General features: G+C 61.4%; 19 protein-coding genes. 4 read left to right on the top strand and 15 right to left on the bottom strand.

Translation table 11 applies throughout. The features are described from left to right. Positions 1-30 precede the first annotated feature (30 nt). From PMA3_RS11690 to PMA3_RS11680, 3 genes are read right to left on the bottom strand one after another with little or no spacing between them, the layout of a single operon-like run. A complete protein-coding gene (locus PMA3_RS11690) occupies positions 31-1,116 on the bottom strand; it encodes an MBL fold metallo-hydrolase (RefSeq protein ID WP_064677301.1) in 1,086 nt (361 codons plus the stop codon). After that, complete coding sequence (locus PMA3_RS11685; protein ID WP_064677300.1) at positions 1,109-2,962, bottom strand: long-chain-acyl-CoA synthetase; 1,854 nt, start codon at positions 2,960-2,962, stop codon at positions 1,109-1,111. The genes PMA3_RS11690 and PMA3_RS11685 overlap by 8 nt, the downstream gene beginning before the upstream one ends. Next, on the bottom strand, positions 2,959-4,044 hold the full coding sequence (locus PMA3_RS11680; protein ID WP_064677299.1) for an alkene reductase: 1,086 nt from the start codon (positions 4,042-4,044) through the stop codon (positions 2,959-2,961). Before PMA3_RS11680 ends, PMA3_RS11685 begins: the two co-directional genes overlap by 4 nt. Positions 4,045-4,920: 876 nt before the next feature. On the opposite strand from PMA3_RS11680, the gene PMA3_RS11675 reads away from it, so the two are divergent. Then, positions 4,921-6,246: a spinster family MFS transporter gene (locus tag PMA3_RS11675; RefSeq protein ID WP_102136410.1), complete on the top strand. Its 1,326-nt coding sequence runs from the start codon at positions 4,921-4,923 to the stop codon at positions 6,244-6,246. Between the two features lie 150 nt (positions 6,247-6,396). On the opposite strand, the gene PMA3_RS11670 is transcribed toward PMA3_RS11675, so the two are convergent. The 11 genes from PMA3_RS11670 to PMA3_RS11620 form a co-directional block, all read right to left on the bottom strand. Continuing rightward, positions 6,397-6,855 carry an REP-associated tyrosine transposase gene (locus PMA3_RS11670; protein ID WP_064677297.1) on the bottom strand — a complete coding sequence of 153 codons (459 nt, stop codon included), beginning with the start codon at positions 6,853-6,855 and terminating at the stop codon, positions 6,397-6,399. A 568-nt stretch (positions 6,856-7,423) separates the two neighbouring features. Further along, the gene (locus tag PMA3_RS11665) at positions 7,424-8,806 is read right to left on the bottom strand and encodes a DUF1329 domain-containing protein (protein ID WP_064677296.1); all 1,383 of its coding nucleotides are present in this window, start codon (positions 8,804-8,806) and stop codon (positions 7,424-7,426) included. 93 nt (positions 8,807-8,899) lie between these two features. After that, complete coding sequence (locus PMA3_RS11660; RefSeq protein WP_064677295.1) at positions 8,900-10,582, bottom strand: class I adenylate-forming enzyme family protein; 1,683 nt, start codon at positions 10,580-10,582, stop codon at positions 8,900-8,902. A gap of 303 nt (positions 10,583-10,885) precedes the next feature. Then, positions 10,886-12,028, bottom strand: coding sequence for an acyl-CoA dehydrogenase family protein (locus PMA3_RS11655; protein ID WP_064677294.1), 1,143 nt, complete (start codon positions 12,026-12,028; stop codon positions 10,886-10,888). Beyond that, entirely contained in the window at positions 12,025-13,230 is a 1,206-nt protein-coding gene (locus PMA3_RS11650) for an acyl-CoA dehydrogenase family protein (RefSeq protein WP_064677293.1), read from the bottom strand. Before PMA3_RS11650 ends, PMA3_RS11655 begins: the two co-directional genes overlap by 4 nt. 65 nt (positions 13,231-13,295) lie before the next feature. Next, positions 13,296-14,465, bottom strand: coding sequence for an acyl-CoA dehydrogenase family protein (locus PMA3_RS11645; RefSeq protein ID WP_064677292.1), 1,170 nt, complete (start codon positions 14,463-14,465; stop codon positions 13,296-13,298). A gap of 10 nt (positions 14,466-14,475) precedes the next feature. Then, positions 14,476-15,654 (bottom strand): lipid-transfer protein, encoded by a 1,179-nt coding sequence (locus PMA3_RS11640; RefSeq protein ID WP_064677291.1) that lies wholly within the window; start codon positions 15,652-15,654, stop codon positions 14,476-14,478. A 17-nt stretch (positions 15,655-15,671) separates the two neighbouring features. Then, positions 15,672-16,091, bottom strand: coding sequence for a MaoC family dehydratase (locus PMA3_RS11635; protein ID WP_064677290.1), 420 nt, complete (start codon positions 16,089-16,091; stop codon positions 15,672-15,674). Continuing rightward, a complete protein-coding gene (locus tag PMA3_RS11630) occupies positions 16,063-17,196 on the bottom strand; it encodes an acyl-CoA dehydrogenase family protein (RefSeq protein WP_064677289.1) in 1,134 nt (377 codons plus the stop codon). The genes PMA3_RS11635 and PMA3_RS11630 overlap by 29 nt, the downstream gene beginning before the upstream one ends. A 12-nt stretch (positions 17,197-17,208) precedes the next feature. After that, complete coding sequence (locus PMA3_RS11625) at positions 17,209-18,177, bottom strand: bifunctional MaoC family dehydratase N-terminal/OB-fold nucleic acid binding domain-containing protein (RefSeq protein WP_082930302.1); 969 nt, start codon at positions 18,175-18,177, stop codon at positions 17,209-17,211. Between the two features lie 56 nt (positions 18,178-18,233). Then, positions 18,234-19,019, bottom strand: a complete 786-nt coding sequence (locus PMA3_RS11620; RefSeq protein WP_064677287.1) for an SDR family oxidoreductase — start codon at positions 19,017-19,019, stop codon at positions 18,234-18,236. A 141-nt stretch (positions 19,020-19,160) separates the two neighbouring features. Between PMA3_RS11620 and PMA3_RS11615 the strand changes: the two genes are divergently transcribed. Beyond that, positions 19,161-19,946, top strand: a complete 786-nt coding sequence (locus PMA3_RS11615) for an enoyl-CoA hydratase (protein ID WP_064677286.1) — start codon at positions 19,161-19,163, stop codon at positions 19,944-19,946. A gap of 111 nt (positions 19,947-20,057) precedes the next feature. Here the strand turns inward: PMA3_RS11615 and PMA3_RS11610 are convergent, their stop codons facing one another. Beyond that, positions 20,058-20,405 (bottom strand): DUF6124 family protein, encoded by a 348-nt coding sequence (locus tag PMA3_RS11610; protein WP_064677285.1) that lies wholly within the window; start codon positions 20,403-20,405, stop codon positions 20,058-20,060. Between the two features lie 528 nt (positions 20,406-20,933). Here PMA3_RS11610 and PMA3_RS33060 point away from each other — a divergent pair. Beyond that, positions 20,934-23,657, top strand: a complete 2,724-nt coding sequence (locus PMA3_RS33060) for a glycoside hydrolase family 19 protein (RefSeq protein ID WP_064677284.1) — start codon at positions 20,934-20,936, stop codon at positions 23,655-23,657. Next, positions 23,654-24,214: a hypothetical protein gene (locus tag PMA3_RS32475; RefSeq protein ID WP_152032256.1), complete on the top strand. Its 561-nt coding sequence runs from the start codon at positions 23,654-23,656 to the stop codon at positions 24,212-24,214. Before PMA3_RS33060 ends, PMA3_RS32475 begins: the two co-directional genes overlap by 4 nt. The last annotated feature ends 3 nt before the right edge of the window (positions 24,215-24,217 follow it).

Here is a 24,217-nt window from a genome sequence, read left to right as displayed (position 1 = left end):
AATGTTCAACACTGCTGCCGTGCCATCCGCTCAAAACACGTTGAGCGGTGTAACAGCGCACGCTCCCCTTACAGCACGCCGGTAGCGAAAACACCCCCGGTCCTCTTCCCGCGCAAGCGACCCTGCGGCCACCAGGTAGTTGGCATGGGCCAACGTTTCGCCCAGCGCCATCAGTTCGTCGAAACGACCCGACAACCTGGGAAACAACACGGCCATCAGTTCGAGCACGGTGCGCGGCTCGTCACAGTTGGCCAGCATCTGCGCCAGATGCCCGCGGTGATGGGCCTCCAGCTGATCCAGGCGCTCATGCAAATTGAAAAACGGCCGCTCGTGCGCCGGCAGCACCAGCACGCTGTCGGGCAAGCTGCGCAGGTGCTCGATGGAGTCGAGCCAGTCGAGCAGCGGGTTGGCCAACGGCTCCGTGGCATGTACGCCGACGGTAGAAGTGATGCGCGGCAACACCTGGTCGCCGGAGATCAACAAGCCGTCATCGGCGGCATACAGACAGGCATGTTCCGGCGAGTGGCCGCGCCCGATGACCACCTGCCAGGTGCGGCCACCGATATTCAGAAGGCTGCCCTCGCGCAAACGGCGGTAATGGTTCAGCGGCGCGGGCAGAAAATGGGCGTTGCTCATCACCGCGAACATCTCGCTGCTTTGCTCGTCAGCCACGCCGGCCTTGCGGTAGAAGTCGAGGAAGTCCCAACCCGGTGGTTGACCGGCGGGAAATTTGACGTGCAACGACTGGAACTCGCTGGCGGTCATGTACACCGGGCATTGAAAACGCTCCGAAAGCCATGCGGCCACCCCGGCATGGTCGGAGTGAAAGTGGGTGCAGACCACTGCCAACACCGGCAGGCCAGCACACACTTCATTCAGCACCCGGTCCCAGACTTCGCGGGTCTGCTCGGTGTTCATGCCGGTGTCTACCACTACCCAGCCGTCGGTATGGCGCAGCAGGTAGAGGTTGATGTGGTCCAGGCGAAACGGCAGCGGCATACGCAACCACCACACCCCTGGCGCCACTTCGCGCACCTGCCCGGAATCAGGCGCCTGAGGCCATGGATACCGCAGGCCGCCGCGCAGTTCGTGACCGTTGTCGTCGAGATCAGCCATGGTCGGCCACCGCGAAAGGCGTCAGGCCGGCCCGCGTCAGGGCCTCTACCGAATAGGGCACATAGGTGCGGGCTTGCTCGTCGCGGATGAACAGCGGATCGCTGCAACGGGTCGGGCAGTAGCCCTGGCGCTGTAGATCGACCTTGCGCAGCTTGAAGCTGGCCGTCAGGTCCGCCGACTGGGTGACTCGCACGAACACCGGGGTCGCATAGCGCGGCAAGCGCGTTTCGGTCAGGCGGTACAGAGCGTCCGGATCGAACGCCTGGCCCTCCTGCATGAGCACGGCGGCCATGCCGGCGCGTCCTTCATGGCCCGGCACCTGGACGCCATAGACGTTGATCAGCTCCAGGCCCGACAGATCGCTCAGCGCGTCCGCCACTTCCAGGGTCGAAACGTTCTCGCTCTTCCAGCGATAGGTATCGCCGATGCGGTCGACGAAGTAGCAGTAACCGTCGGCGTCCTCGCGCAGCAAGTCGCCGGAGCTCCAGTAGGCATCGCCCTCGCGAAACACATTGCGGCGGATTTTGCTCTCGGTGGCCTCGCTTGAGGTGTAGCCCTCGAAACGTCCGCCACCGATCTCAGGGTGATCGACGATAAAGCCCATGGCCTCACCGATCTCGCCCACTTTGCAGACTTGATAGAAACCGTTTTCGTCCCGTGGGTGGCAGTCGTTTTCGATGTCGTACCGCACCAGCCGCAGGTTGGTTTTGTTCCAGTCCGGCACCCGGCCGCAGGAACCGAAATAGTTGTCGACGTTGATCACCGAGGTATTGGCCTCGGTGGCGCCCCAACCCTCGAACACCTGGATCGGACCGAAGCGCTCCAGCCAGCGCTGCCAGGAGTCCGGTGACAGCCCGGCACCAAGCATGCAGCGCAGACTGTGCTCGCGCTCACCCGTTTGCACCGGCTGATTGAGCAGGTAGCGGCAGATCTCACCGATATACTGGAAGATGCTGATCTGATGACGCGCGACGTCCTTCCAGAACTCTCGCACGCTGAACTTGCGGCGCACCACGATGGCAGCGCCCACCCGCAGGGCGGTGGAGGTCACCGACGTGGCAGCGGCGCCGTGGTACAGCGGCAGACAGCAATAGAACACATCCTCGCAAGTGGCTTGCAGAGTGGTTTCCATCACATCGCCCGAGGACATCCAGCGCATGTGGCTGTAGCGCGCCGCCTTGGGCAAGCCCGTAGTGCCCGAGGTGAAGATCAGCAGGGTCGAGGCTTGCGCTTCGATGTGCGCGCGGATATCACGGGGAAACGACGTGCGCGGGGCTTTTTCCAGACGCGCATCGAAATGCCCGTCGACGCTCTTGGGCAGCGGCCCTGTCCAGGGATTTTCCGCGTCGCGTATCAGCCAGCATGGCAGGTCCGGAAAGCCTTCGGTGGCCTGCACATTGGCCAGGCATTCTTCGCCTATCACCAACGCCTTGGCTTCGGTGGTTTGCAACGCATGCAGCAGCGGGCGACCGCTGACCTGAGTGTTGATGAATGCCACCACGACCCCGAGCTTGACCAGGCCGAACCAGGTGCAGAAAAACGCCGGGCGGTTCTCCATGGCCAGGGCGCAGACATCGCCGGCGCGCAGACCATTGGCATAAAACGTGTGAGCCATCTGATTGGCCCGCGCATCGACCTCAAAGTAGCTAAGGGTCTGCTCGCCATAGATCAGAAACGTGTGCTCACCCTGCTCAGCAACCTTCTGCTCCAGACGGTCAGCCAAGGTGTAGAGGTCTTTCGGCTTGATCTGCCCGGCGGCGATCGAGCGCTGGTCGAGCAGCGCCTGTGTCTGCTCCCGTGGTACCGGATGGGCCGGCAGGACGTTGGGCAAGTCGTTCAGGTTCATTGCGCCACCTCCTGGGCATTGGCTTGATAGGCGGGGTAATCCGAGTAACCGGCCGAACCCGGCGTATAAAGCGTCTTGCGGTCGAAGCGAGTCAGCGGCAGGCCTCGCTTCAAGCGCTCCACCAGATCGGGGTTGGCAATAAAGTGACGAGCAAACGACACCGCAGCCCCCTCGCCCGACGCGAGAGCGGCACTGGCCGAAGGACCGTCGAAACCATCGTTGAGAATCAACGCATGAGGGCTGTGTTGACGCGCCAGGGCGAAGGCATTGAGGTCTGCCAGTGGCGAGCGCATGATGTGCAGGTAAGCCAGGCCTAACGGCGCCACGGCCTCACACAAGGCGGCCGCCGTGGCAGCCGGATCCTGGTCGTCGATGTCGTTGTAGGGATTACCGGGGCACAGGCGAAAGCCGACGCGTCCAGCGCCAATCGCACTGGCCATGGCCTCGATCACTTCCTTGGCAAAACGCACCCGCCCGGTCACATCGCCGCCGTAGGCATCGCTGCGTTGATTGCTGCCAGAGGCCATGAATTGCATTGGCAGGTAACCGCTGGTGCAGTGCAGCTCGACACCGTCGAAGCCTGCCAGGCGCGCATTCAATGCGGCCTGGCGATAGTCTTCGATGGCCTCGTCAATACCCTGAAGAGTCAACGCCTGTGGCTCGTCGGTATCGACCAGGCCGGCGGCGTCACTGAACACCTGGGTCCGCGCACGCAGCGCCGAAGGGGCCACCGTCGCAGCGCCTGCCGGTTTGTTGTGCTGGCTGGCAGCGCGGCCGACGTGCATCAGTTGCAGGACGATGCACCCGCCCTCGGCATGCACGGCCTCGGTAACCCGCTGCCAGCCGGCGATCTGCTGGTTGCTGTAGATCGCAGGGGTGCGGCAATAGCCCAGGCCACTGGCGGACGGCGCGGTGCCCTCGGCCACGATCAACCCGGCACTGGCGCGCTGACGGTAGTACTCGACCATCTCGCTACCGGGTACTGCATCGGCAAGGGCGCGGCTGCGGGTCATGGGCGCCATGACAATACGGTTGGCCAGTTGCAGCTCGCCCAGGGTGACCGGCTCGAACAAGACGCTCATTTCAATTCCTCAGCTTCTTTGTTTTCAGGCTGTCGCAGGGCTTGCCACAGCTTGGGCAAGTGCTGACATACCAGCGGATATGGGCTGAATGATTGACGTTGAGCGCGAGCGAAACATCGTCCGACAAGACTAGGTTCGCTATCGACAAGGCGATCCCGATACCGCATCGTTTGTACGCACGTAGGAGCCAGACTCGCCGGCGAACGGGACACCGCGATACATCTGACACACCGCTTGTAGGAGCCAGGCTCGCCGGCGAATGTCACGCCGCGGTGCATCTGAAACACCGCTTGTGGGAGCCAGGCTCGCCGGCGAATGTCACGCCGCGGTGCATCTGAAACACCGCTTGTGGGAGCCAGGCATACCGGCGAATGTCACGCCGCGGTGCATCTGAAACACCGCTTGTGGGAGCCAGGCTTGCCGGCGAATGTCACGCCGCGGTGCATCTGAAACACCGCTTGTGGGAGCCAGGCTTGCCGGCGAATGTCACGCCGCGGTGCATCTGAAACACCGCTTGTGGGAGCCAGGCTTGCCGGCGAATGTCACGCCGCGGTGCATCTGAAACACCGCTTGTGGGAGCCAGGCTTGCCGGCGAATGTCACGCCGCGGTGCATCTGAAACACCGCTTGTGGGAGCCAGGCTTGCCGGCGAATGTCACGCCGCGGTGCATCTGAAACACCGCTTGTGGGAGCCAGGCTTGCCGGCGAATGTCACGCCGCGGTGCATCTGAAACACCGCGTCATCGTTCTTCGCCGGCAAGCCTGGCTCCTACAGGAGACCAGCCGGGGACGAAAAAGATGGTCTGAACGGACGATGAAAAAAAACCGCGACAAGCCGAGCATCGCGGCAACCAGAACAAAACCGGGAGCACCCGCAGTGAACCAACCCCCCGTGACATGGCGAACGCACTACGCGCTGTTCGTGCTCGCCAGCATCTATGTGTTCAACTACATCGACCGCCAGTTGATGGCGATCCTGATCGAACCGGTGAAGCTCGAATTCGGCATTTCCGACACCGGCATCGGCCTGCTGTCGGGGGTGACCTTCGCAGTGTTCTACACCGTGTTCGGCTTCCCGTTGGGGCGCCTGTCGGACCGCATCGGGCGCAAGCCGGTGATCGCCTTCAGCTGCATCGCCTGGAGCCTGATGACCATGCTCTGCGGCATGGCGGGCAGCTTTTTGACCCTGGTTCTGGCGCGGATCGGCGTGGCCGTTGGTGAGGCCGGCGGTACGGCGCCGTCGGTGGCCATGGTCTCGGATTTGTACCCGGCGAACCGCCGTTCCACTGCCCTGTCGGTGCTGATGCTCGGTTCCAGCCTGGGGGCGATAGTTGGCCTGGGCCTGGGCGGCTGGATCGCCCAGCATCACGGCTGGCGCTACGCCTTCTTGCTGATCGGTGCACCCGGCATCTTCCTGGGCCTGCTTCTGCTGCTGACCGTGCGGGCACCCAAGCGCGCAGTGCCGCTGGGCAACGTCGCGGCGCAACAGGATGGCTGGCTCAAGACCCTCGTCGAGCTGTTTCGCATGCCCTCGTTCCTGTGCCTGGTACTCACCGGCGGCGCGGCGGCGATTGCCGGCTACGCCATCGGCACCTGGAGCCCGAGCTTCCTGATCCGTTCCCACGGCCTCAACCTGCAAGAGGCCGGGTTCCTGGTGGGCGTGGTGGGCGGCACCGGTGCGACCGTCGGCACCCTGATGTGCGGCATGCTCACCGACCGCATGGCGCGGCGCGATGTCGGCTGGCAAATCGGCGTGCCACTACTGGGCACGTTGATCAGCATCCCCTTCGCCCTGGCGTACTTCCTCTGGCCCCAGGGTACGGCGTTCCATATCGGCAGCATCGCGGTGCCACAGGCGTTCCTGTTCTACAGCGCCTTTGCCTTCTTCGGTGTGTGGTGGGCAACACCGTGCCTGAGCGCCATTACCCACCTGTTTCCGTCCACGCGACTGGCCCAGGCCACGGCGATTTTCGTCATGTCCATGACCCTGCTGGGCGTCGGTGTCGGGCCGCTGTTTGTAGGCATGCTCAGCGACTTCTTCGTGCCGACCCTGGGCACTGAATCCCTGCGCTATGCCCTGGCTTCGTCGGTATCAATGCTGGTGCTGGCCAGCGTGTTCCTGACCCTGGCGCTGCCGCGTTACCGCCAACATATGAAGAGCCCCGCCCCGCGGTCCGCACCGAACCAGGCCGTGACTGCCTGACCCTCCTCCCCATACCATCGCGCCGCTGGAAACCTGTGAGGTTCCAGCGGTTTTTTTTTGATGAGCCTGTAGGAGCGAGGCTTGCCCGCGAAGAACGATAACGGTGCAACAGATACACCGCTGCGCCCAGTTCGCCGGCAAGCCTGGCTCCTACAGCCACACGGCATCCCACAATGGATAATCTCCGATTCTCTCGACCAACCCTGCCCTCAACGGATTGGCGACGATATAGCGGGCCACGGCCTGCAGGTCTTCCTCCCTGCGGATGGCCCGGTCATGAAAGCCATGTTGCCAGAGTGGTCCATCACGCCCGATCGAGCGATTCAACGCGAACGTAATGCGAGATTTTGTCCTCGCCATCACGAAAGTGAGCGTGCTGTCCTTGAGCTCGATCAGCCAATGAAGATGATCCGGCATAACAACCCAGGCCAGCGAAAGGGCCAGCTCTTCTTGCTGAGCTTTTCTCAACGCATCAACCACCAGGCGACCCTGTTCAAAGTCTTTGAATACGGGGTCCCGGTTCTGAACAATGGATGTAATCAGGTAGACCTGACCCGGCACTGAATAGCGGCCGGTGCGCAGTCGGTGTGCATGGCGAATGGTTGGCATGGGTAATCCTCCTTGATCATGAGCCTGTCAGTTCAGGCTAGATCCCAGGAGGAAGAAGGTGGGTGAGTTGTGGTTCCCGATGTGTCTGCCGAGACCACTGGAGCGAGCGGTGAAGCGACCTGGCATGTCCGCGAAGAACGATAACGCGGTGCGACAGATACACCCCAGCGCCCGGTTCGCCTGTAGGAGCGAGGCTTGCCCGCGAAAAACGATAACGCGGTGCGACAGATGCACCCCAGCGCCCGGTTCGCCTGTAGGAGCGAGGCTTGCCCGCGAAAAACGATAACGCGGTGCGATAGATACACCGCGGCGCCCGGTTCGCCGGCAAGCCTGGCTCCTACAGCGAAGAACGATAACGCGGTGCAGCAGATACACCGCGGCGCCCGGTTCGCCGGCAAGCCTGGCTCCTACAGCGAAGAACGATAACGCGGTGCAGCAGACACACCCCAGCGCCCGGTTCGCCGGCAAGCCTGGCTCCTACAGCGAAGAACGATAATGCGGTGCAGCAGATAACAAAAAGCCCCACCGGATACCGATGGGGCTTTTTGTCATTGCAACCACATTGGTCTTAGCGCCCGATAGCCCGCGCCGCATCCGCGGTGTACTGGTCGGGGGTGAATTTGCCTTCGTTGAGGATCGGCCCTTTCTTCGATTCGTTGGTCATGCCGTAGCCGGTGTACTGGCCAGAGTTCAGGTCCATGAAGAACTGCGAACCGGCCTGCCAGCTGCTCATGTCGGGGTGGTAGTAGTAATTGATCATGGCGTGTTTCCACAGCTGCCCACGGGCATCGTAGTTGTCGGCCATGACCGAGTGCCAGGTGTCCTCGTCGATGAACAGCACGCGTTTGCCGTAGACATGGCGATAGCCTTCCTTCAAGTCGGCCTCCAGGACCCACACCCGACGCAACTCATAACGCATGAAGTCCGGGTTGGGATGGTTGGGCGTCAGGATGTCGGCGTACTTGACGGTCCCGGTGTTGGGCTTGAACGCGTTGGCCGGGCTGTAGATTTCGCGCTTGCCGATCAGTTTCCAGGTGAAACGCTCGGGTGAACCGTTGTACAAGCGATCTTCGTCGACGGTCATGGTGCCGTTGGTACCGATCATCGGCTGATCGAAACCGTAGCCTGGCAGCTGCCTTACGCGGCGTGTCGACGGGCTGTAGGACCAGGCCTGACGCGTACCGGTGCCGAAGTTGTAGGGTTCATGGGCAATGCTGAGAGTACCGTTGTCGCGAGCCGGTTTCAGGGTCATGTTGTTACTGAAGGACGCAATAATATCGCCGTCCCTTGAATCAACGGTCGGCGAGTTGGTCGGCGACAGGTTACGCGCGTAGGCACGCCCCCAGCCAATGCTGCCGTTGGGCAGGACCGACGCCAGGTCGGAGGTTTTTTCCTCGGTGTAGGCACGTGCCGGCAATTGGTGATTCCACAGCAATTCCATGCCGTTTTTGGGGATCGGGAACGGTATCTGGCCGATCCCGGTAAAACCTGCACCGTCGTTGACCAGCTTGGCGTGCAGCGCATTGTCCATCGCGCGGCGACAAACGTAATCGGGGTAGCGGAAATCCCGGTGGCCGGGGTAGATGTTCATTTTGTAGGTGGTCGGGTACTTCTTCAGCAGGGTCTTCTGCCCTTCTGTCAGGTGCGACTCGTACTGGCTCATGTTCTGCGCAGTGATCACCAGGATCGGCTTCTCCGCCGCATAGGGATCAACCGGCTGGCCACCGGAGAACTTCACATGATTCCAGCCCGGCACTTCACCCAGGTATTTGCCGGTATACGGCGGAATGGTGCCCTCCGCGTTCCCGGCTTTCTCGGCGCCGACACAGGTCAGCTCCTTGCCCAGTTTGGCGGCTTCCTGAGCTGACACCTCGGCGTGCGCATAACCCATCAGCCCGCTATTGGCTGTGACTGCGACCGCGAGCACGAGACCTGTTCTTGTTATTTTCATGTAATGCCTCCTACGCTGATAAGGCTTTGTTGGTATGGACCCATTGTTCGTGTTCTGCCGGCAGCAACATCGTCCGGAAAGACTAAGCAGGCGTTATGCGCCCAACTTTTCTTGCAGTTGTGCCTTGAGCACCTTGCCAGTGGCATTGCGTGGCAAGGGCTCGAATGCCCGATAGACCTGCGTCGGCACCTTGTAGGCGGCCAGGCGCTCGGCGATGAATGCGCAGACTTGCGCCTCCTGGGGCAGCGTCGATGCCTGGCCATGCACGGCCAGCCCCACCGTCTCACCCAGCAACGGGTCGGCAATGGCGAATGCCGCCGCTTCCAGGACGCCAGGCATATCGAGAATGCAGGTTTCGATTTCAGCCGCGGAAATCTTCTCGCCTCCGCGGTTGATCAACTCCTTGACCCGGCCGGTGATGCTGAGGAAGCCCTCTTCATCGAGGTAGCCGATATCGCCGGTGTCGAGCCAACCGTCGCGCAGGCTTTGCGAGGTAGCCTCGGGCAGATTCCAGTAGGCGCTCATCAGGGTCGGCGAACGCAGCCAGATCACCCCGCGGGTGCCCGCCAACTGCGGCTGGTCAGGGCTGTCACCGATGCGAATATCGACGATCGGCAGCGCCCAGCCCGCCGTTGCCGGCTTGTACACAAACTGATCGCCACCAATCGCCGCACCGATGCCGTTGCTTTCGGTCAGGCCGTAGCCGGCGCCGCCAATGGCGTCGGGCTTGAGCTTGAGCATGTTGTCGAGCACCCCAGCGGACGAAGCTCCACCGCCCAACCCCAAGCCAAACAGGCTGGCGGTTTGCTCACTGCCAAAGCGCGGCGAAGCAAGCAGTTGCTGCATCATCACCGGAGCCCCGTTGAACTGGGTGCAGCGCTCATCACGAATCAGGTCGATGGCCCGTTCGACATCCCACTTGTACATCAGCATCAAGCGCCGACCACCGCGCAATGCCGACAGGAACTGCGCATGCAAGCCGCTGACATGGAACAGCGGAACAGCCGCCAGTGTGGTTGGCGCGAAGCCGCTGTTGATCACCACGCCGATGCGTTCCGGTGAACTCATGGCGCAAAACGCGCCCTGGAAATCCAGTGCGAACAGCGCCTGGCAGATCGCCCGGTGGCTGGACAATGCGCCCTTGGCACGACTGGTGGTGCCGGAGGTGTAAAGGATCAGTGCTGGCGCGTCGGGGTCGATTTCCAGCGAAGGCAACGGTAATGCCGGCGCGCTGATCAAGTCTTCGAAACGCAGGCAATACTCGGGCAACGTTCCTTCCTGGCTCCCGACGACGATCGTGGCATGCTGCTCACGGGCCAGATCTGCGCGCAGGGTATCGAGGCGCGCTTCGTCGCACAGCAGCAGACGCGAACCGCTGTCCTGCAGCGCGTACTGCAACTCGTCGCGCAGGCCCCAACTGTTGAGCGGTACACACACCGCGCCACAGCGCAGGATCGCAGCGAAGGCCACCAGCCACGCCGGCTGGTTGCGCATGGCAATCGCCACCCGCTCGCCCGGTTGCAGGCCAAAGCGAGCGACCATCTGCTCGGCGAGGCGGTCAACCTGATCGTAATATTGATTGAAGGTCAGGCGCTGCGACTGCCAGACCAGGAACTCACGGTCGCCGTGGACACGACCGGCGTCGAGCACCTGCAGCAGGTCGTGCGCAGCGTGACGGAAATAGCGTGGCGCGCCGTCATCGGGCGTCACCACTTCAAACGGCGCACCGGGGGCGATCAATTGTCGCCACGCGGTTTGCCAGCGTTCAATGCTCATCTGTGTTTTCTCCAGAACAGCCGAAAGACCTGTGGGTCTGCGGTGAACATCCAATTTGTGTGGGAATCCATTTCTATGTAGGAGCGAGGCTTGCCCGCGAAGAACGATGACGCGGTATTGCAGATACACCGCGTCGCCTGGTTCGCCGGCAAGCCTGGCTCCTACAGCGAAGAACGATGACGTGGTTCAACAGACACACCGTGGCGTCCCGTTCGCCTGTAGGAGCGAGGCTTGCCCGCGAACGAACGATGACGCGATTCAACAGTTACACCGTGGCGTCCCGTTCGCCGGCAAGCCTGGCTCCTACGCATGGGCCAAATAGCGTTCACAATGGAAATCCCGGTCTCCCAGGCAGCCCTGTGCAACACGAACACGCTTGAGGAACAGGCCGACATCCAGCTCGTCGGTGACGCCAATACCGCCATGCATCTGCACCGCCTCGTTGGCCACCTTGATCGCCGTGTCGCCGGCCTTCCATTTGGCGAGGCTGACCAGGCGAGCGCGCGCGCGGGCATCGTGGCTGGCGTCATCCAGGGTCGCCAGCGCGGCCATCAGGGCACTGCGGCTCAGCGCCAGGTCGATGTACATCTGCGCGGCGCGATGTTGCAGGACCTGGAAGGTGCCAATCGGCGTGTCGAACTGCACGCGGGTCTTGAGGTAATCCAGGGTGGTCTCGAACAGTTGCTCGGCCATCCCCAACAGCTCCGCGGCCAGGCAGGTGCGACCCCGGTCCAGCGCGGTTTCCAGCGTGACCCAGCCTTCGCCCAGGCTGCCCAGCAGCGCGTCGCTGCCCAACTGCACCTGATCCAGTTGCAGGCGTGCGCTGTTGCGCGAATCGATCAGCGCCAAGGCACTGACGGTCAAACCCTGCGTTTCGGCGGGCACCAGGAACAGGCTGATGCCTTGCGTGTCGCCCGGCTGCCCGGACGTGCGCGCCGCCACGACATAGGCATCGGCGCCGAGGCCATCGACGACCCAGTACTTATCGCCATGCAAGCGATAGCCCTGGCCCTCGGCCTTCACCTCAAGGGCAATGCGGCTCGGGTCGTGGCGCGAGCGTTCGTCCACGGCCAGGGCCAGGCGCTGTTCGCCCCCGATCACCGCTTGCAACCAGTGCGTCTGTTGTGCCGAATTACCCGCCAGATGCAACAGCGAACCGCCGAGCACTACACTGGATAACAGCGGCGAGGCCGACAGGTTGCGGCCCATGGATTCAAAGATCGGCCCCAGGCCCTTGCAGCCGAAATCCAGGCCGCCGAAATCTTCCGGGAACGGAATCGCGCTCCAGCCCAGCTCGACCGCGTCCCGCCACAGCGGTGCATCGAAGCCCAGGTCCACCGCGTCATCACGCAGTCGACGCTGGGCGCCGACCGGGCTGCGGGCGGCGAGAAAGTCCCGCGCGCTGTCGGCCAGCAAACGCTGTTCATCGCTATAACGCAGGCTCATGGGGTGACTCCTTTTTTAGCGTCGGGCAAGCCCAGTACGCGCTTGGCGATGACATTCAGTTGGATCTCCGAGGCCCCGCCGGAAATGGTCAGCGCATAGCTGTTCAACCAGGAACGGGTGATCGCCAGTTGCTGCTCGCTGAATGCCGTGCTCTCCCAGCCGAAGGCATGCCCGGCCATGGCGTCGAGCAGTACTTCGAACTTGTCGCGCTCCTGTTCGGTGTGCACCAGCTTCATGATCGACATCAGGCCGCCGATGTCATCACCGGCCCGCGCCTCTTCACCCATGCGCTGCACGGTCAGGTTGTAGGCATGCTCGTTCATCGCACAGGCCGTGGCCCGCGCCTGCAATGCGTGTTCACTCATGGTCTGGGGCGCCGGCACGTATTCACGCATCAAGGCCAAAAGATCGAAGTGCGACGGCAGACTGAACTCGCCGAATTTCGACATCGCCTTGCGCTCGTGCTGCAACAGGTACTTGGCCAGGTTCCAGCCACCATTCAACGGTCCGATCAACTGGCTCTTTGGCACCTTCACACCATCGAAGAACACCTGGCAGAACGCCGATTTGCCGCTGATCAAATCGATCGGCTTCGGCGTCACGCCAGGGCTGCGCATGTCCAGCACGATCAGGCTGATGCCTTCGTGTTTAGGCGCGCTGAAGTCGGTGCGCACCAGGGCATACATCCAGTCGGATTTGTCGCCGTAGGAGGTCCAGATCTTGCTGCCATCCACCACGAAGTGATCGCCGGCATCACGCGCGGCCATCTTCAGGCTGGCCAGGTCCGAACCGGCGTTCGGCTCGGAAAAGCCCTGGCACCAGCGCACTTCACCGCGGGCGATCGGCGGCAACAGATCGCGTTTCTGCGCATCGCTGCCGAACGCCAGCAACACTGGCCCGAGCATCCAGATGCCCAGGTTGATTTGCGGTGGGCGGCACTTGATGCGACGCATCTCGCTTTCCAGCACCGACAGTTGTTCGTCACTCAGGCCCGCGCCGCCATATTCCTCTGGCCATTCGGGACAGAACCAGCGCTTGTCGCGCATGCGTTCGAACCACAGGCGTGCGTCTTCGCAGGGAAACTGCGGGTTCTGACTGCCCCACACCACATCGCCTTCAGCCATGCCGGTGCGCATCGACAGCGGGCAATTAGCTTCCAGCCAGGCACGGGTGTCCTGCCGAAATTGCTCGATAGTGCTCATGAAAGTCCCCTTCGACCCGCCCCGGTTTCGGGGCGAGTACGGTTTTTGTTTTTGATGGACGAGCGTCAGCGTTGGGTGCGCGGCATGCCGAGGCCAAACTGGGCGATCAGCTCGCGCTGGATTTCATTGGTGCCGCCGCCAAAGGTCAGGGTCGGGGCAGAGCGCAATTCAAATTCCAGTTCACCCTGCAACAGCGTCGCCGCCGAGCCGCTGCGCATCGAGCCATTGGCGCCGACGATCGCCGCCAGTTTGCGCAGGATCTCGATGGCCGACTCGGAGCCGAAGACCTTGGTGGTCGAACTCAGCGCGACGTTCATGCGTTCGAGCTCCAGGTCGGCGGCGATGCGCATGTTGATCAGGCGCATCGCTTCCAGACGCGCATAACACTCGGCCAAAGAACTGCGCACCCAGGCTTTGTCCATCGCCCGACGGCCCTGCTCGTCGCGGGCCCGTGACCACAGGTAAACCCGGCGGAACAGCGCCACCACCTTGTCCGACCAGGTGCCGAGGCCGAGGCGTTCGTGGTTCAGTTGCGAGGTGATCAGCTTCCAGCCACCGTGCAACTCGCCCACCAGCATCTCGTTGGGCACCCGAACGTTGTCGTAGTAGGTGGCCGTGGTCGGAATGCTGGTGGTGGGAATCAGGGTGTGGGAGAAACCCGGCGTCGTGGTGTCGACGATCAGCAGCGAAATGCCTTTATGCCGCGCCTGGGTCGGGTCGGTACGGGCCGCCAGCCAGACGAAGTCGGCTGACTCGGCACCCGAGGTCCACAGCTTGTTGCCATTGACCACGAAGCCTTCATCGTCCTGGCGGGCACTGGTTTTCAGCACCGCCAGATCGCTGCCGGCGTCGGGTTCGGAATAACCGATGGCAAACATGATGTCGCCCGCGGCGATCCCTGGCAGAAAACGCTCTTTCTGCAGCTCGCTGCCATGGGCCATCAAGGCCGGGCCCACGGTGCTGATGGTCACGAACGGCAGCGGCGCCCCGGCGATGTTGGCTTCTTCGAAGAAGATCAACTGTTCGGTGGCGGCGTAGCCCTGACCGCCATGGGCCTTCGGCCAGCCGACTGCCAGCCAGCCGTCGCGGCCCATCTGGCGGATGGTCTGGCGAAACAGCTCGCCGCCTTCCTTGCCGCGCAACTGGTCGCGCAGGTCCGGGGTCATCAGGGCCTGGAAATAATCCCGCACCTTGAGGCGCAGGGCATGTTGTTCGGGAGTGAGGTCGACGAACATAGGCTGCTCCTTAAGCTGCGCCGAGAATCAGGCCGCTGGTGGGTACGCCGGTGCCGGCGGTGACCAGCACGTTCTGCACATCCGCCACCTGGTTGACCGCCGTGCCACGCACCTGGCGTACCGCTTCGGCGATGCCGTTCATGCCGTGGATGTAGGCTTCGCCCAGTTGCCCGCCGTGGGTGTTGATCGGCAGTTTGCCGCCACGGGCGTGGTGCCCGGCGCGGATGAATTCCTTGGCTTCGCCACGTTTGGCGAAACCGAACTCTTCCAGCTGCGGCAATACGAACGGGGTGAAATGGTCGTAGATCACGGCGGTCTGGAAAGACTCCGGGCCCAGGCCCGACTGGCGATACAGCTCGCGGGCGACCACGCCCATCTCCGGCAGCCCGGTGATGTCGTCGCGGTAGAACGAGGTCATGCTCTGCTGGCCGTGGCTGATGCCTTGGGAACCGGCCTTGATGGTCACCGGTTTCTGCCGCAGGTCACGGGCGCGCTCGGCCGAGGTGATCACCATCGCCACGGCGCCATCGGATTCCTGGCAGCAATCGAGCAGGTGCAGCGGTTCGCAGATCCAGCGCGAGGCCTGGTGTTCTTCCAGGGTGATCGGCTTACCGTGAAAAAACGCCTGGGGGTTGGTGGCGGCAAAATCCCGCGCCGCCACTGCGATCCGGCCAAAGTCTTCGCTAGTGGCGCCATAGGTGTGCATGTAGCGCTGGGCAAACATGCCGACCCAGGCCGCCGGCGTATGAAAGCCGTGGGGCATGTACCAGCCGTAGTTGACGTTGTCGAAGGTCGGCGCCGAAGCGAAGCCGTAGTTACCGGTACCGAAGCGATACCAGGAGCGTTCGTTCATGGCGCGATACACCACCACCACTTTCGCCATCCCGGTCGCCACTGCCATGGCTGCGTGCATCACCGGCCCGCAAGCCGCGCCGCCACCGTGGGGTACTTGCGAGAAAAACTTCACGTCCTTGCAACCGAGCAAACGGGCAATTTCGTATTCCGGGACCTTGTCCACGGAATAGGAACTGAAACCCTCGACCTCGCTCGGGTCGATGCCGGCGTCCTTGAGGGCACTCAAAGTGGCCTCCAGGGCCAGGCGCAATTCGGTGCGTCCGGAGTTCTTGGAAAATTCGGTTGCGCCTAGACCAACGATCGCGGCACGCCCGGAAATCGATGAATCAGTCATCTGTGTCTCTCCGGCTGTCAGGGCAGGACCAGCGCGACCGTGCCGGTCACGTGGTTGCCCATGGAATTTTTGCCGCTCAAGGTGATTTCCACCGAGCGGGTGTGCGCATCGACGCCGGTGACGCTGCCGCTGAAGGTCATGCAGTCGCCGGGGTAGTTCGGTGCGCCGAGCTTGATTTTCAGCGCGGTGAATTGCGCCAGCGGCCCGGCCCACTGCTCGATGAACCGCTGCACCAACCCATTGGTGGTGAGGATGTTCATGAACACGTGGGGCGAACCCAAGGCACGGGCCGCCTCTGCGTCGTGGTGGCCGGGGAAGTAATCACGGGTGGCAATCGCGCCGCCGTTGATCAGGGTCACCGTGATTGGGACGGCAAGCTCCGGCAGTACTTCGCCGGGGCGCACGTCTTCAAAGCGCTTGGTGTTCTTCGAGGTCATATTTCCATCCCAGCTTGTCGTTATCGTTGAGCCAGTCGCCCAGGCGTTCCAGGTTTGCCGCCGAACCACCCAGGGCAAGGCAGAGGCCACGGCTCCAATAGAGAAAACGGTGGATCGGGTACGTCAGGTCAACGCCGATCCCGCCATGCACGTGCTGTGCGACATGGCCGATGCGGTGTCCCGCTTCACAGGCCAGCCAGGCGGTGGCCAACGCTTCGGAAGGCGCCGGCAAGCCGGCATCGATGCGGTAGGCCAGTTGCCACAGCGCCGTGCGTAAGGCTTCGACGGCGATATGGGTGTCGGCCATGCTCATCTGCACCGCCTGGAAGCTGCCGATGCTGCGCTCGAACTGCCGGCGCTCGCTGACGTAGGCCACGGTGCGGCGGATCTGCTCTTCGCTGACCCCCAGTTGCAGGGCAGCCAGCGCCGCCATGCTGCGCAGTTCCAGCCAGGCCACGGCCTCGGCCGGCAACAGCGCCCCGCTGCTCACGGTCAAGCCCTCGATGTGCAGGTCGGTCACCGCTTCGCCGTGAGTCAGCACCGCCGATACCCGTTGTATTTCGGGCGCTGACAGGTCCAACAGCAGCAAGCGCGGTTGGCCATCGGCCTCCACCAGCACCAGCGCGGCCCGGGATTGATCGCCCATGGAAAGGGCCGCCACCCGGCCGTTGATTGCCCAGCCTTCGGCACAAGGACGTGCTTGCAGCTCAATGCCCAGCGCACTGCTCAAGGCATCGACGGACAGACTCAACAACGCCTCGCCGGACGCCGCCTTGGCGACCCACCCCGCACTGTCGCTGGCGTCAAAACGGGCCAGGGTCGCGGCCGCCAGTTGATGGCGCCACAACGGCACCTGGGCCAGGGCCTTGCCCTGGGCCTGTAACACCAGCATCAGCTCGGTCATGCCCAGGCCGCTGCCGCCGTGCTCCTCGGGAATGGCCAAGGCCTGCAGCCCGGTCTCGATGCACAGCGCCCACAACGGCGCCATCATCGGTTCGCCGCTGGTGTCCCATTGGCGCATGTAGTCGTCATGGCAATGGTCGACAAACAGGCTGTCGGCCATTTGCGCAATGGCGCGCTGGTCTTCACTTAATTCGAAATCCATGGTGAATGGCTCCTACGCGTCTACCGGCCGGAACAAAGGCAGCGTCAACTGGTCATCGAAGGTCTGGAACTCGACCTGCAAGCGCTGGCCGATCTGTAGTTGCTCGCGCTCGATACCGACCAGGCCGGCAATCAGGCGTACGCCCTCCTCCAGCTCGATCAGGCCGATCGGGTTGGGGTAATCGAACGGCGGCACCTCGGGGTAGTGCATCACCACGAACGAGTACAGGCTGGCGCGGCCGCTGGCCTGCAAGGTGTCCCAGTCGAAGCTGTGGCACTGGATGCACACCGGAGCCGGTGGATGGCGCAAGGTTTGGCACGCGGTGCAGCGCTGGATCAGCAACTGGCCCTTCTCGCAGCCTTCCCAGAAGAACCGCGTGTCGTCGCTGATGCCCGGCAGCGGGCGCTTGGGCTTGACCGGTGCCGACTCGACTTTGGCAGGCGCCTGGGCATTGGCCGCGCGGAACTTGAACACGCGAAACAGCAACTGGCCCACCGGCTCGTCGCCACCGGTCTTTTCGACGAAATGGCTCATGACCAGGGTGACGAAGAAACCAGTGCCCAGGGCGGTGGTTTTTTCATCGCCCACCGAGTCCAGGCGCGTGGTGTAGTAGAGCTTTTCGCCCAGGCGCACCGGGCGGGTGAAGCTCAGCTCGGAGTTCACCGCCACGGTGGAGGCATAGCCGTAGGCTTCCATTTCCTTGAGCACCTCGTAAGGGTTCTCGTCGGTGGAGCCAGGTGGATAGTTGTTGGCGTGCAGGCCTTCCATGGTCCACACCTGCAACATCGCAGGCGGAGCGATCAGGCGCTCATGGACGGTGCCCAAGGCAAAGCCCGCGTCGGTGTATAGCGGGTTGTCCACGCCCATGACTTCGCACCACTGGCGAATCATCGGGGCATTGACCTCGTCCCAGGCATACACGCGGCCGTACTGGCGCCCCACCAGGGCGCGCACATTGGATAGCAATTGTGGATCAGCCAAAGTCGTCTCCTTCACATTGAAGGCGGCCACCGAACCCGGTCGCCGCAATAGGTCGATCAGGTGGGCAGAACCTGCGCGGCACCGAGAAATGCCGGACGTTCACCACCGCCATGCAGCAACAGGTTGCAACCGCTGGCGTAACTGGCCAGCGGCGATGCGATGTAGAGACAGGCGTTGGCGATGTCTTCGGCCACCGCCATGCGCGCGGCCGGAATGCCTGCCGCGACGGCGGCGATACCGGCCTCGGAGCCGTAGTGCAGATGCGACTGCTCGGTCTGTACCAGCCCCGGGCTGACCGTGACCACCCGCACCTTGGGCCCCCACTCCACCGCCAGCGATTGCACCAGCGCCAGCACCCCGGCCTTGGCCGCGCCGTAAGCGGCGGTGCCTGGCGAGGAACGCAGCGCACTGATGCTGCCGATAAAGACGATGCAACCGCCCTGCACCTGGGCCTGCATCAGCCGGTTGGCGTGCTGGGCGACGTTGAGCGGCGCGATCAGGTTCAGACCGATGATGCTTTCATGAAACCTGGGCGACGCCGTGGCTGCGTCGGCGGAAGGGCTGCCGCCGGCGTTGTTGACCACCACGTCGAGGCGCCCGAAGTCGCGCTCGATGGTGGCGAACAGGCGTTGCAGGGAATCGTGGTCCCGCACATCCGCGGCGATGAAGGTCGCGCGCTTGCCACCCTGCGCCGGCACCTGTTCAGGTTCGCGCCGGGCACAGACGATCACCCGTGCGTTCGCGGCCAGGAACCCCAGCGCAATACCGGCGCCGATGCCCTTGGTGCCACCGGTGACCAGCACCACCTTGCCGCTGTAATCAAGACCCGAATGCAGCTCCATCATGTGCTCCTTTTCTACTGACAAGGGTCACTCTAGGGACGAACCGCAGGCCAAACTACGTCTGAACGGACGATGAAAATTCAACCGCCTGAACAGGACACTGGTGGCCATTTACACGTTGTCAGGTCTTCGAGAATGCTCATGTCCGACTCATCCGCTGCACCGGTTCTGCTCGAACGCCCACTGCCCGGCGTGGCCCTGCTGCGGCTCAACCGCCCCCAGGCGACCAACGCTTTGAGCCTGGAATTGCAGGCGCTGCTGTCGCGTTATTTCAGTGAGCTTGCGATCGACCCCGAGGTGCGTTGCATCGTGCTGACCGGTGGAGACAAGGTGTTCGCCGCCGGTGGCGACATCAACAGCATGGCCGGGGTCGGCGCCATCGATATCTACAAGCGCCACACCGAACGGGTCTGGGGGCCGATCCAGCACTGCCCGAAACCGGTGATTGCGGCAGTTTGCGGTTATGCCTATGGCGGCGGCTGTGAGCTGGCGATGCATGCCGACCTGATTGTCGCCGGCCGCAGCGCCCGCTTCTGCCAACCGGAAATCCGCATCGGCATCATGCCGGGCATCGGTGGCACCCAGCGGCTGGTGCGGGCGGTGGGCAAGGTCAAGGCGATGCGCATGGCGCTCACCGGCCAACCGATCAGCGCCGAGGAAGCCTGGGTCGCCGGACTGATCAGCGACCTGGTCGACGATGACCAGGTGCAGGCACACGCCCTGGAGCTGGCGCGCGTCATCGCCGCCATGCCAGCCCTGGCCGCCGAGCAGATCAAGGAAGTGATCCTGGCGGGCATGGATGCGCCCCTGGAAGCCGGCCTGGCGCTGGAGCGCAAGGCCAATGCATTGTTGTTCGCCTCACGGGACCAGAAGGAAGGCATGCAGGCGTTCATCGAGAAACGCCCGGCGCAGTTCGAAGGGTATTAACATCTCCCGAACGAAAACGTTGATCCCCGTAGGAGCCAGGCTTGCCGGCGAAGGCGTATTTGAAATCGCCTTCGCCGGCAAGCCTGGCTCCTACGGGGATCTTTTGATCTCCTATTCAGCCCGATCAATCCGATCCAACGCCCGGTTCACCGCCAGCTCACCCAGCATGATGACCTGGGCAATCCCCAACAGGGCGTTGCGACTCGTCCCTGCCATATGATCCGCCAGATCCAGCGCCATGACATTGGCCGAAGCCAGCGACTCACAGGCGTGGGCCAGCAGGGTTTCGGTATCGAGTTCCGGGTTGACGATGAACATGGTGCAAAGCTTGCGCGGAGTGGCCTGGATGTCGGCGGCAGAGGGAATGCGTTCGGATGGTGGGTGGGAATTGTTTGAGTCGATGGTTTCTGAGGGCGTTGCCGGATCGGTGTCCGGCGGGTTTGGTGTTGGCTTAATCATGAGTGCTTCCCTTAATTAGCTGGGCCGCACCATCTCGCTACTACACGAAAGGGTGGCAGCTGTGCGCAAGTTAGTAGACCGGCAAGGGTAAGCAAAAACCGGCGCGCCCGAGGACGCCATGCGCACAGCTGCCATCAAGTGCAGGCAGTTACCTGACTGATGATGCTCATGCGACCGCTTTAACCTTGGCCGGGCTACTAAACCCGATCACTGACCATCAGTGACGCGAATCAAGTTACCGAGTAGCCCCTGGGCGCACAAGCCGGCGGATTCTGGCGTAACCGTAGGCAACGACGCAAGGTGCTGTGGCCTTCGGGAAGTGACGTGAGGGCTTTCTTACAAACACCCGGAAGCGTCCTACACATCCATCAGAAACGCCCTATTTCCACCTCGACCGACTTCGTAAAAGCTTGCGAGCCTTGGCACGCGGATGGTCATAAAAATCCCCTTATGCCTGAGCGTCGGCCATCCCCTGAAGCTGACCGTTTCGCTGCCTGCCCCCCTTTCGTTACAAGGAACGTACTCGCCATGGCGAAGCTGCTCGACTGGATTTTTGGACGCCACTACGACTCAAGCACCCCCAGGGCAATGCCTCCGGTTTGGCCAACGCGCGACACCCAGCCCATCCCCCCACCAACGGCCCCGAAAACCGACGACTTGCCGCCGCTGAAAAACTGGTGCCACCCGCTCAAGGACAGGCGCGACCCATTGCAGCAACTGACCCACCTGGCCAACGCCACCGCCGGTTACTACCCCTTGGGCCGCAATGGCTTGTGGCACGGTGGTGTGCATTTCGACAGCGGTACCGCCGTGGGCCTGAAGCAATCCAGCGTGCACTGCCTGGCCGACGGCGAAGTGGTGGCTTACCGCATCGACCACAAATCGCCGACGACCTGCTACGTCCACGAGATCACCGCCAGGAAACCCTTCTCGCGCAACTTCGTGCTGGTCCGCCATCGTCTTCAAGCGCCGAAGATCGATGGCAATCCGGACACTCCACCGAGCCTGACTTTTTACAGCCTCTACATGCATTTGCAGGATTGGGAGAAGTACATCGAGGATTCGACCATCGCTCGCCCGGCATTCTGGCCCGAGCGACCGACCTTTCGCGTCAAACAGACGGCGAATGACGTCCTCCCCGGTCGGCCTGAGCAGCGCGGTCTGAAAGTGCTCAACAAGTGGCATGGCCAGGTCATCGATTTTCTGCCGCGAGGCGCCGAGGTGACCATCAGCGGCACCGGACAATTTCGCAAGCTGGAGAGCAGCCTGGGACCGGCCAAACTGCTCAACCCCGATGGCTCGATCAAGGGCTATCTCTCTACTCAGGTGCTCAAACACCCAGACCGCAAAGTGACGCGCATCAGTTCGTCGAAGAAGACAGTCAACGTCCGAGCCGAACCGCTGATTGCTGATAACGTCATTTTTGATTTACCGGTTGAATCGGAAGTCACGGTCAGTGGCGAAGGCGAGTTTCGCAAGCTCGAACGCATCAACCAGTATGTGCATTTTGATACGCTTGACGGTGCCATTGAGCCGGCAGCGTCAGATCAGGTAGTGGTGCTTGATGAGCCCATCGCGATCAAGGCTGGAGACTTGATCGGCCACCTCGGCCTGTATCAGGACGGCGGCGCGAGTGAGCCGGAAAAGAAGCTGCACCTGGAAACGTTCAGTGGTGATGACGTCGAGGCGTTCATCGACGACAGTCGGGATTGGGCCCTGCTCCTTCCGAAGAAAGACCGAACCTGGCTGAAACTCGCCAAGGGCACTCCCGTGGTGCCGCCTGAAGGCAATACCACCGCGGCACAATTGCAGATGTCGAGTGCTTCCAGCCCGCTCAGTGCTGCCGACTTGCTGGTCCCAAAGAAGTTGCTCGACGATCTGCCAACAGACCGAAAAATCCAGGTGCCCGCGAGCCCGACGCGCAAAGCTCGTACCTGGTATCGCCTGGAAAACTTGCTTCACGACGCCAATAACAAACTTCTCGATGGCTGGGTGTGTGAAGAGATAGGTGTAACGCCTTGGGTCAGTCCGTGGGATTGGGAAGGCTATGACGTCATCATCGACTACAGCCGACCCAAACACCTGCTGGCCTCTTTTCTCAGCGCCACCGACGGCGTCAGCGACGCGCAACGCGAGCGTTACCGCCCCATTGCCGAAAAAGACGACAAGGGGCCGATGAAAAGCCGGTTGTACGAGATCATCGATCGCAACCGCGACGGCAAGATGACGGCCACTGAACTGCAAGCGGCACTTCAACTGCCGGCTCATGCGCAGTCGATTTCGCAGATGATCCTTTACAAGGAAAGCGAGTGGTTCCACCAGCCGAAGGTATGGGACGCACTGGATGAGTTGCTCGGCCATAGCGGCTCGACGCCGCACTTGAATTGGCTGGCGGAGAAGCAGCGGATCGCAGAAATGGCGTGGTGGAAGGATGTTGCGGAAAAGGTGGGGTTGCCTTCTTGGGGAAGTGCATATCACTTTCATCCGATTGGGCTGATGGGGATTTTTAGTGGTAACCGATTTAAATTTTCCCTTAAGGTCATGAGAAGTATTTATCCGAAACTCAGCGAAGGTCGATATGGCGATTTGCAAAAAATCGCCGACGAGTTAAACGCAAACATCGATTTCTTCAAACTAGATACGCCATTGCGAAGAACTCACTTTTTTGCGCAAATCCAACAAGAAACGGGAGTGGATTTATCGGTAGATGAGGATTTTTCCTATGAGGCCGATGCGTTAATTAACTTATTTCGCTACTTCAGGAACAACCCGGAAGAAGCAAGGCGACATGGTTATAAAGTACGGACTGGAAAAATCAAAGAAAACGGCCTGCCTATGACACGCTCCGATTATGAGGCTATCGCCAATGGGGCATATGGGGGTCGCACCGAACTCGGCAACCGAGGAATTTCAAGCGGTGATGGGTGGAAGTATAGAGGGCGAGGTCTGAAACAGCTGACAGGACTGCACAATTACACGTTATTTCAACGTTGGCACTCAAAATTTTCGGCGCAATGGCCGAATGATCATCCTGACTTTGTTGCAGATCCTGACCTTTTACTTGAAATGAAATATGCGGTTCGATCAGCCGCAAGTTTTTGGCTGAGCAATAAGCTATATGAAATAGCAGATTCAGGTAGCGCTCCGGAGGTAGTGGACTCAATAACCGCCATCGTAAATAAACATACAGAGAGCTACCCAGACAGAAGAGAGAACTTTGTTGAGCTGTTAAGAAGAGGGACATTGAATTGAAAAAAATACTTATTTTTTGTTTGGCTGCAACATTTTTCATAAATTTTAAATCTTGGGCAAAAGACCCGTACGTGGATATAAATACTACGATGTGCGAGAAAGGAGAGGATATCTATATCAGCTGCGCCTTCAATACTAGCTTGGATCAATACGACTATGTAGGGAAAGTCGCTTCCATTTGCGCAAAGTCGAATACATCCCCTGACAGTGGCTATGTACAGTACCGCTTTGGAAAACCGTCCTACGGTGTTGGTCCAGCAATCGTAGAAATGCAATACCCAGAACAAAAAATACCTCCAAAAGAAATATTTACAATTTACAACTCGAGAAATTCTGAAATTAGCGGAGCCGCTCTCCGTTTTACAAAAGGCAAGTACCTTTATTCATTCGAGCGCCTAAACTCCTTTAGCTACAAAGTCGTTGCCAGAAAACAAGGCGAGAAGGTTTTTAATAAAGACTGCAATCTTCCTGGCAAAAACTACTTAACTGACGATGCATATCGAGGCATACAAACGATAGAGCTTGGCCAAACAGAAATATCCGATACAGATGATTGAATT

It is taken from the genome of Pseudomonas silesiensis (assembly GCF_001661075.1).
In the GTDB taxonomy this organism is placed as follows: Bacteria; Pseudomonadota; Gammaproteobacteria; order Pseudomonadales; family Pseudomonadaceae; genus Aquipseudomonas; species Aquipseudomonas silesiensis.
The sequence above is the reverse complement of the archived record's forward strand: the minus strand, read 5'-3'. Positions and strand labels throughout refer to the sequence as shown.

Coding starts and splice junctions, on each gene's coding strand:
- PMA3_RS11690 (WP_064677301.1), bottom strand. CDS start 1,116: ATGGCTGATCTCGACGACAACGGTCACGAACTGCGCGGCGGCCTGCGG.
- PMA3_RS11685 (WP_064677300.1), bottom strand. CDS start 2,962: ATGAACCTGAACGACTTGCCCAACGTCCTGCCGGCCCATCCGGTACCA.
- PMA3_RS11680 (WP_064677299.1), bottom strand. CDS start 4,044: ATGAGCGTCTTGTTCGAGCCGGTCACCCTGGGCGAGCTGCAACTGGCC.
- PMA3_RS11670 (WP_064677297.1), bottom strand. CDS start 6,855: ATGCCAACCATTCGCCATGCACACCGACTGCGCACCGGCCGCTATTCA.
- PMA3_RS11665 (WP_064677296.1), bottom strand. CDS start 8,806: ATGAAAATAACAAGAACAGGTCTCGTGCTCGCGGTCGCAGTCACAGCC.
- PMA3_RS11660 (WP_064677295.1), bottom strand. CDS start 10,582: ATGAGCATTGAACGCTGGCAAACCGCGTGGCGACAATTGATCGCCCCC.
- PMA3_RS11655 (WP_064677294.1), bottom strand. CDS start 12,028: ATGAGCCTGCGTTATAGCGATGAACAGCGTTTGCTGGCCGACAGCGCG.
- PMA3_RS11650 (WP_064677293.1), bottom strand. CDS start 13,230: ATGAGCACTATCGAGCAATTTCGGCAGGACACCCGTGCCTGGCTGGAA.
- PMA3_RS11645 (WP_064677292.1), bottom strand. CDS start 14,465: ATGTTCGTCGACCTCACTCCCGAACAACATGCCCTGCGCCTCAAGGTG.
- PMA3_RS11640 (WP_064677291.1), bottom strand. CDS start 15,654: ATGACTGATTCATCGATTTCCGGGCGTGCCGCGATCGTTGGTCTAGGC.
- PMA3_RS11635 (WP_064677290.1), bottom strand. CDS start 16,091: ATGACCTCGAAGAACACCAAGCGCTTTGAAGACGTGCGCCCCGGCGAA.
- PMA3_RS11630 (WP_064677289.1), bottom strand. CDS start 17,196: ATGGATTTCGAATTAAGTGAAGACCAGCGCGCCATTGCGCAAATGGCC.
- PMA3_RS11620 (WP_064677287.1), bottom strand. CDS start 19,019: ATGGAGCTGCATTCGGGTCTTGATTACAGCGGCAAGGTGGTGCTGGTC.
- PMA3_RS11615 (WP_064677286.1), top strand. CDS start 19,161: ATGTCCGACTCATCCGCTGCACCGGTTCTGCTCGAACGCCCACTGCCC.
- PMA3_RS11610 (WP_064677285.1), bottom strand. CDS start 20,405: ATGATTAAGCCAACACCAAACCCGCCGGACACCGATCCGGCAACGCCC.
- PMA3_RS33060 (WP_064677284.1), top strand. CDS start 20,934: ATGGCGAAGCTGCTCGACTGGATTTTTGGACGCCACTACGACTCAAGC.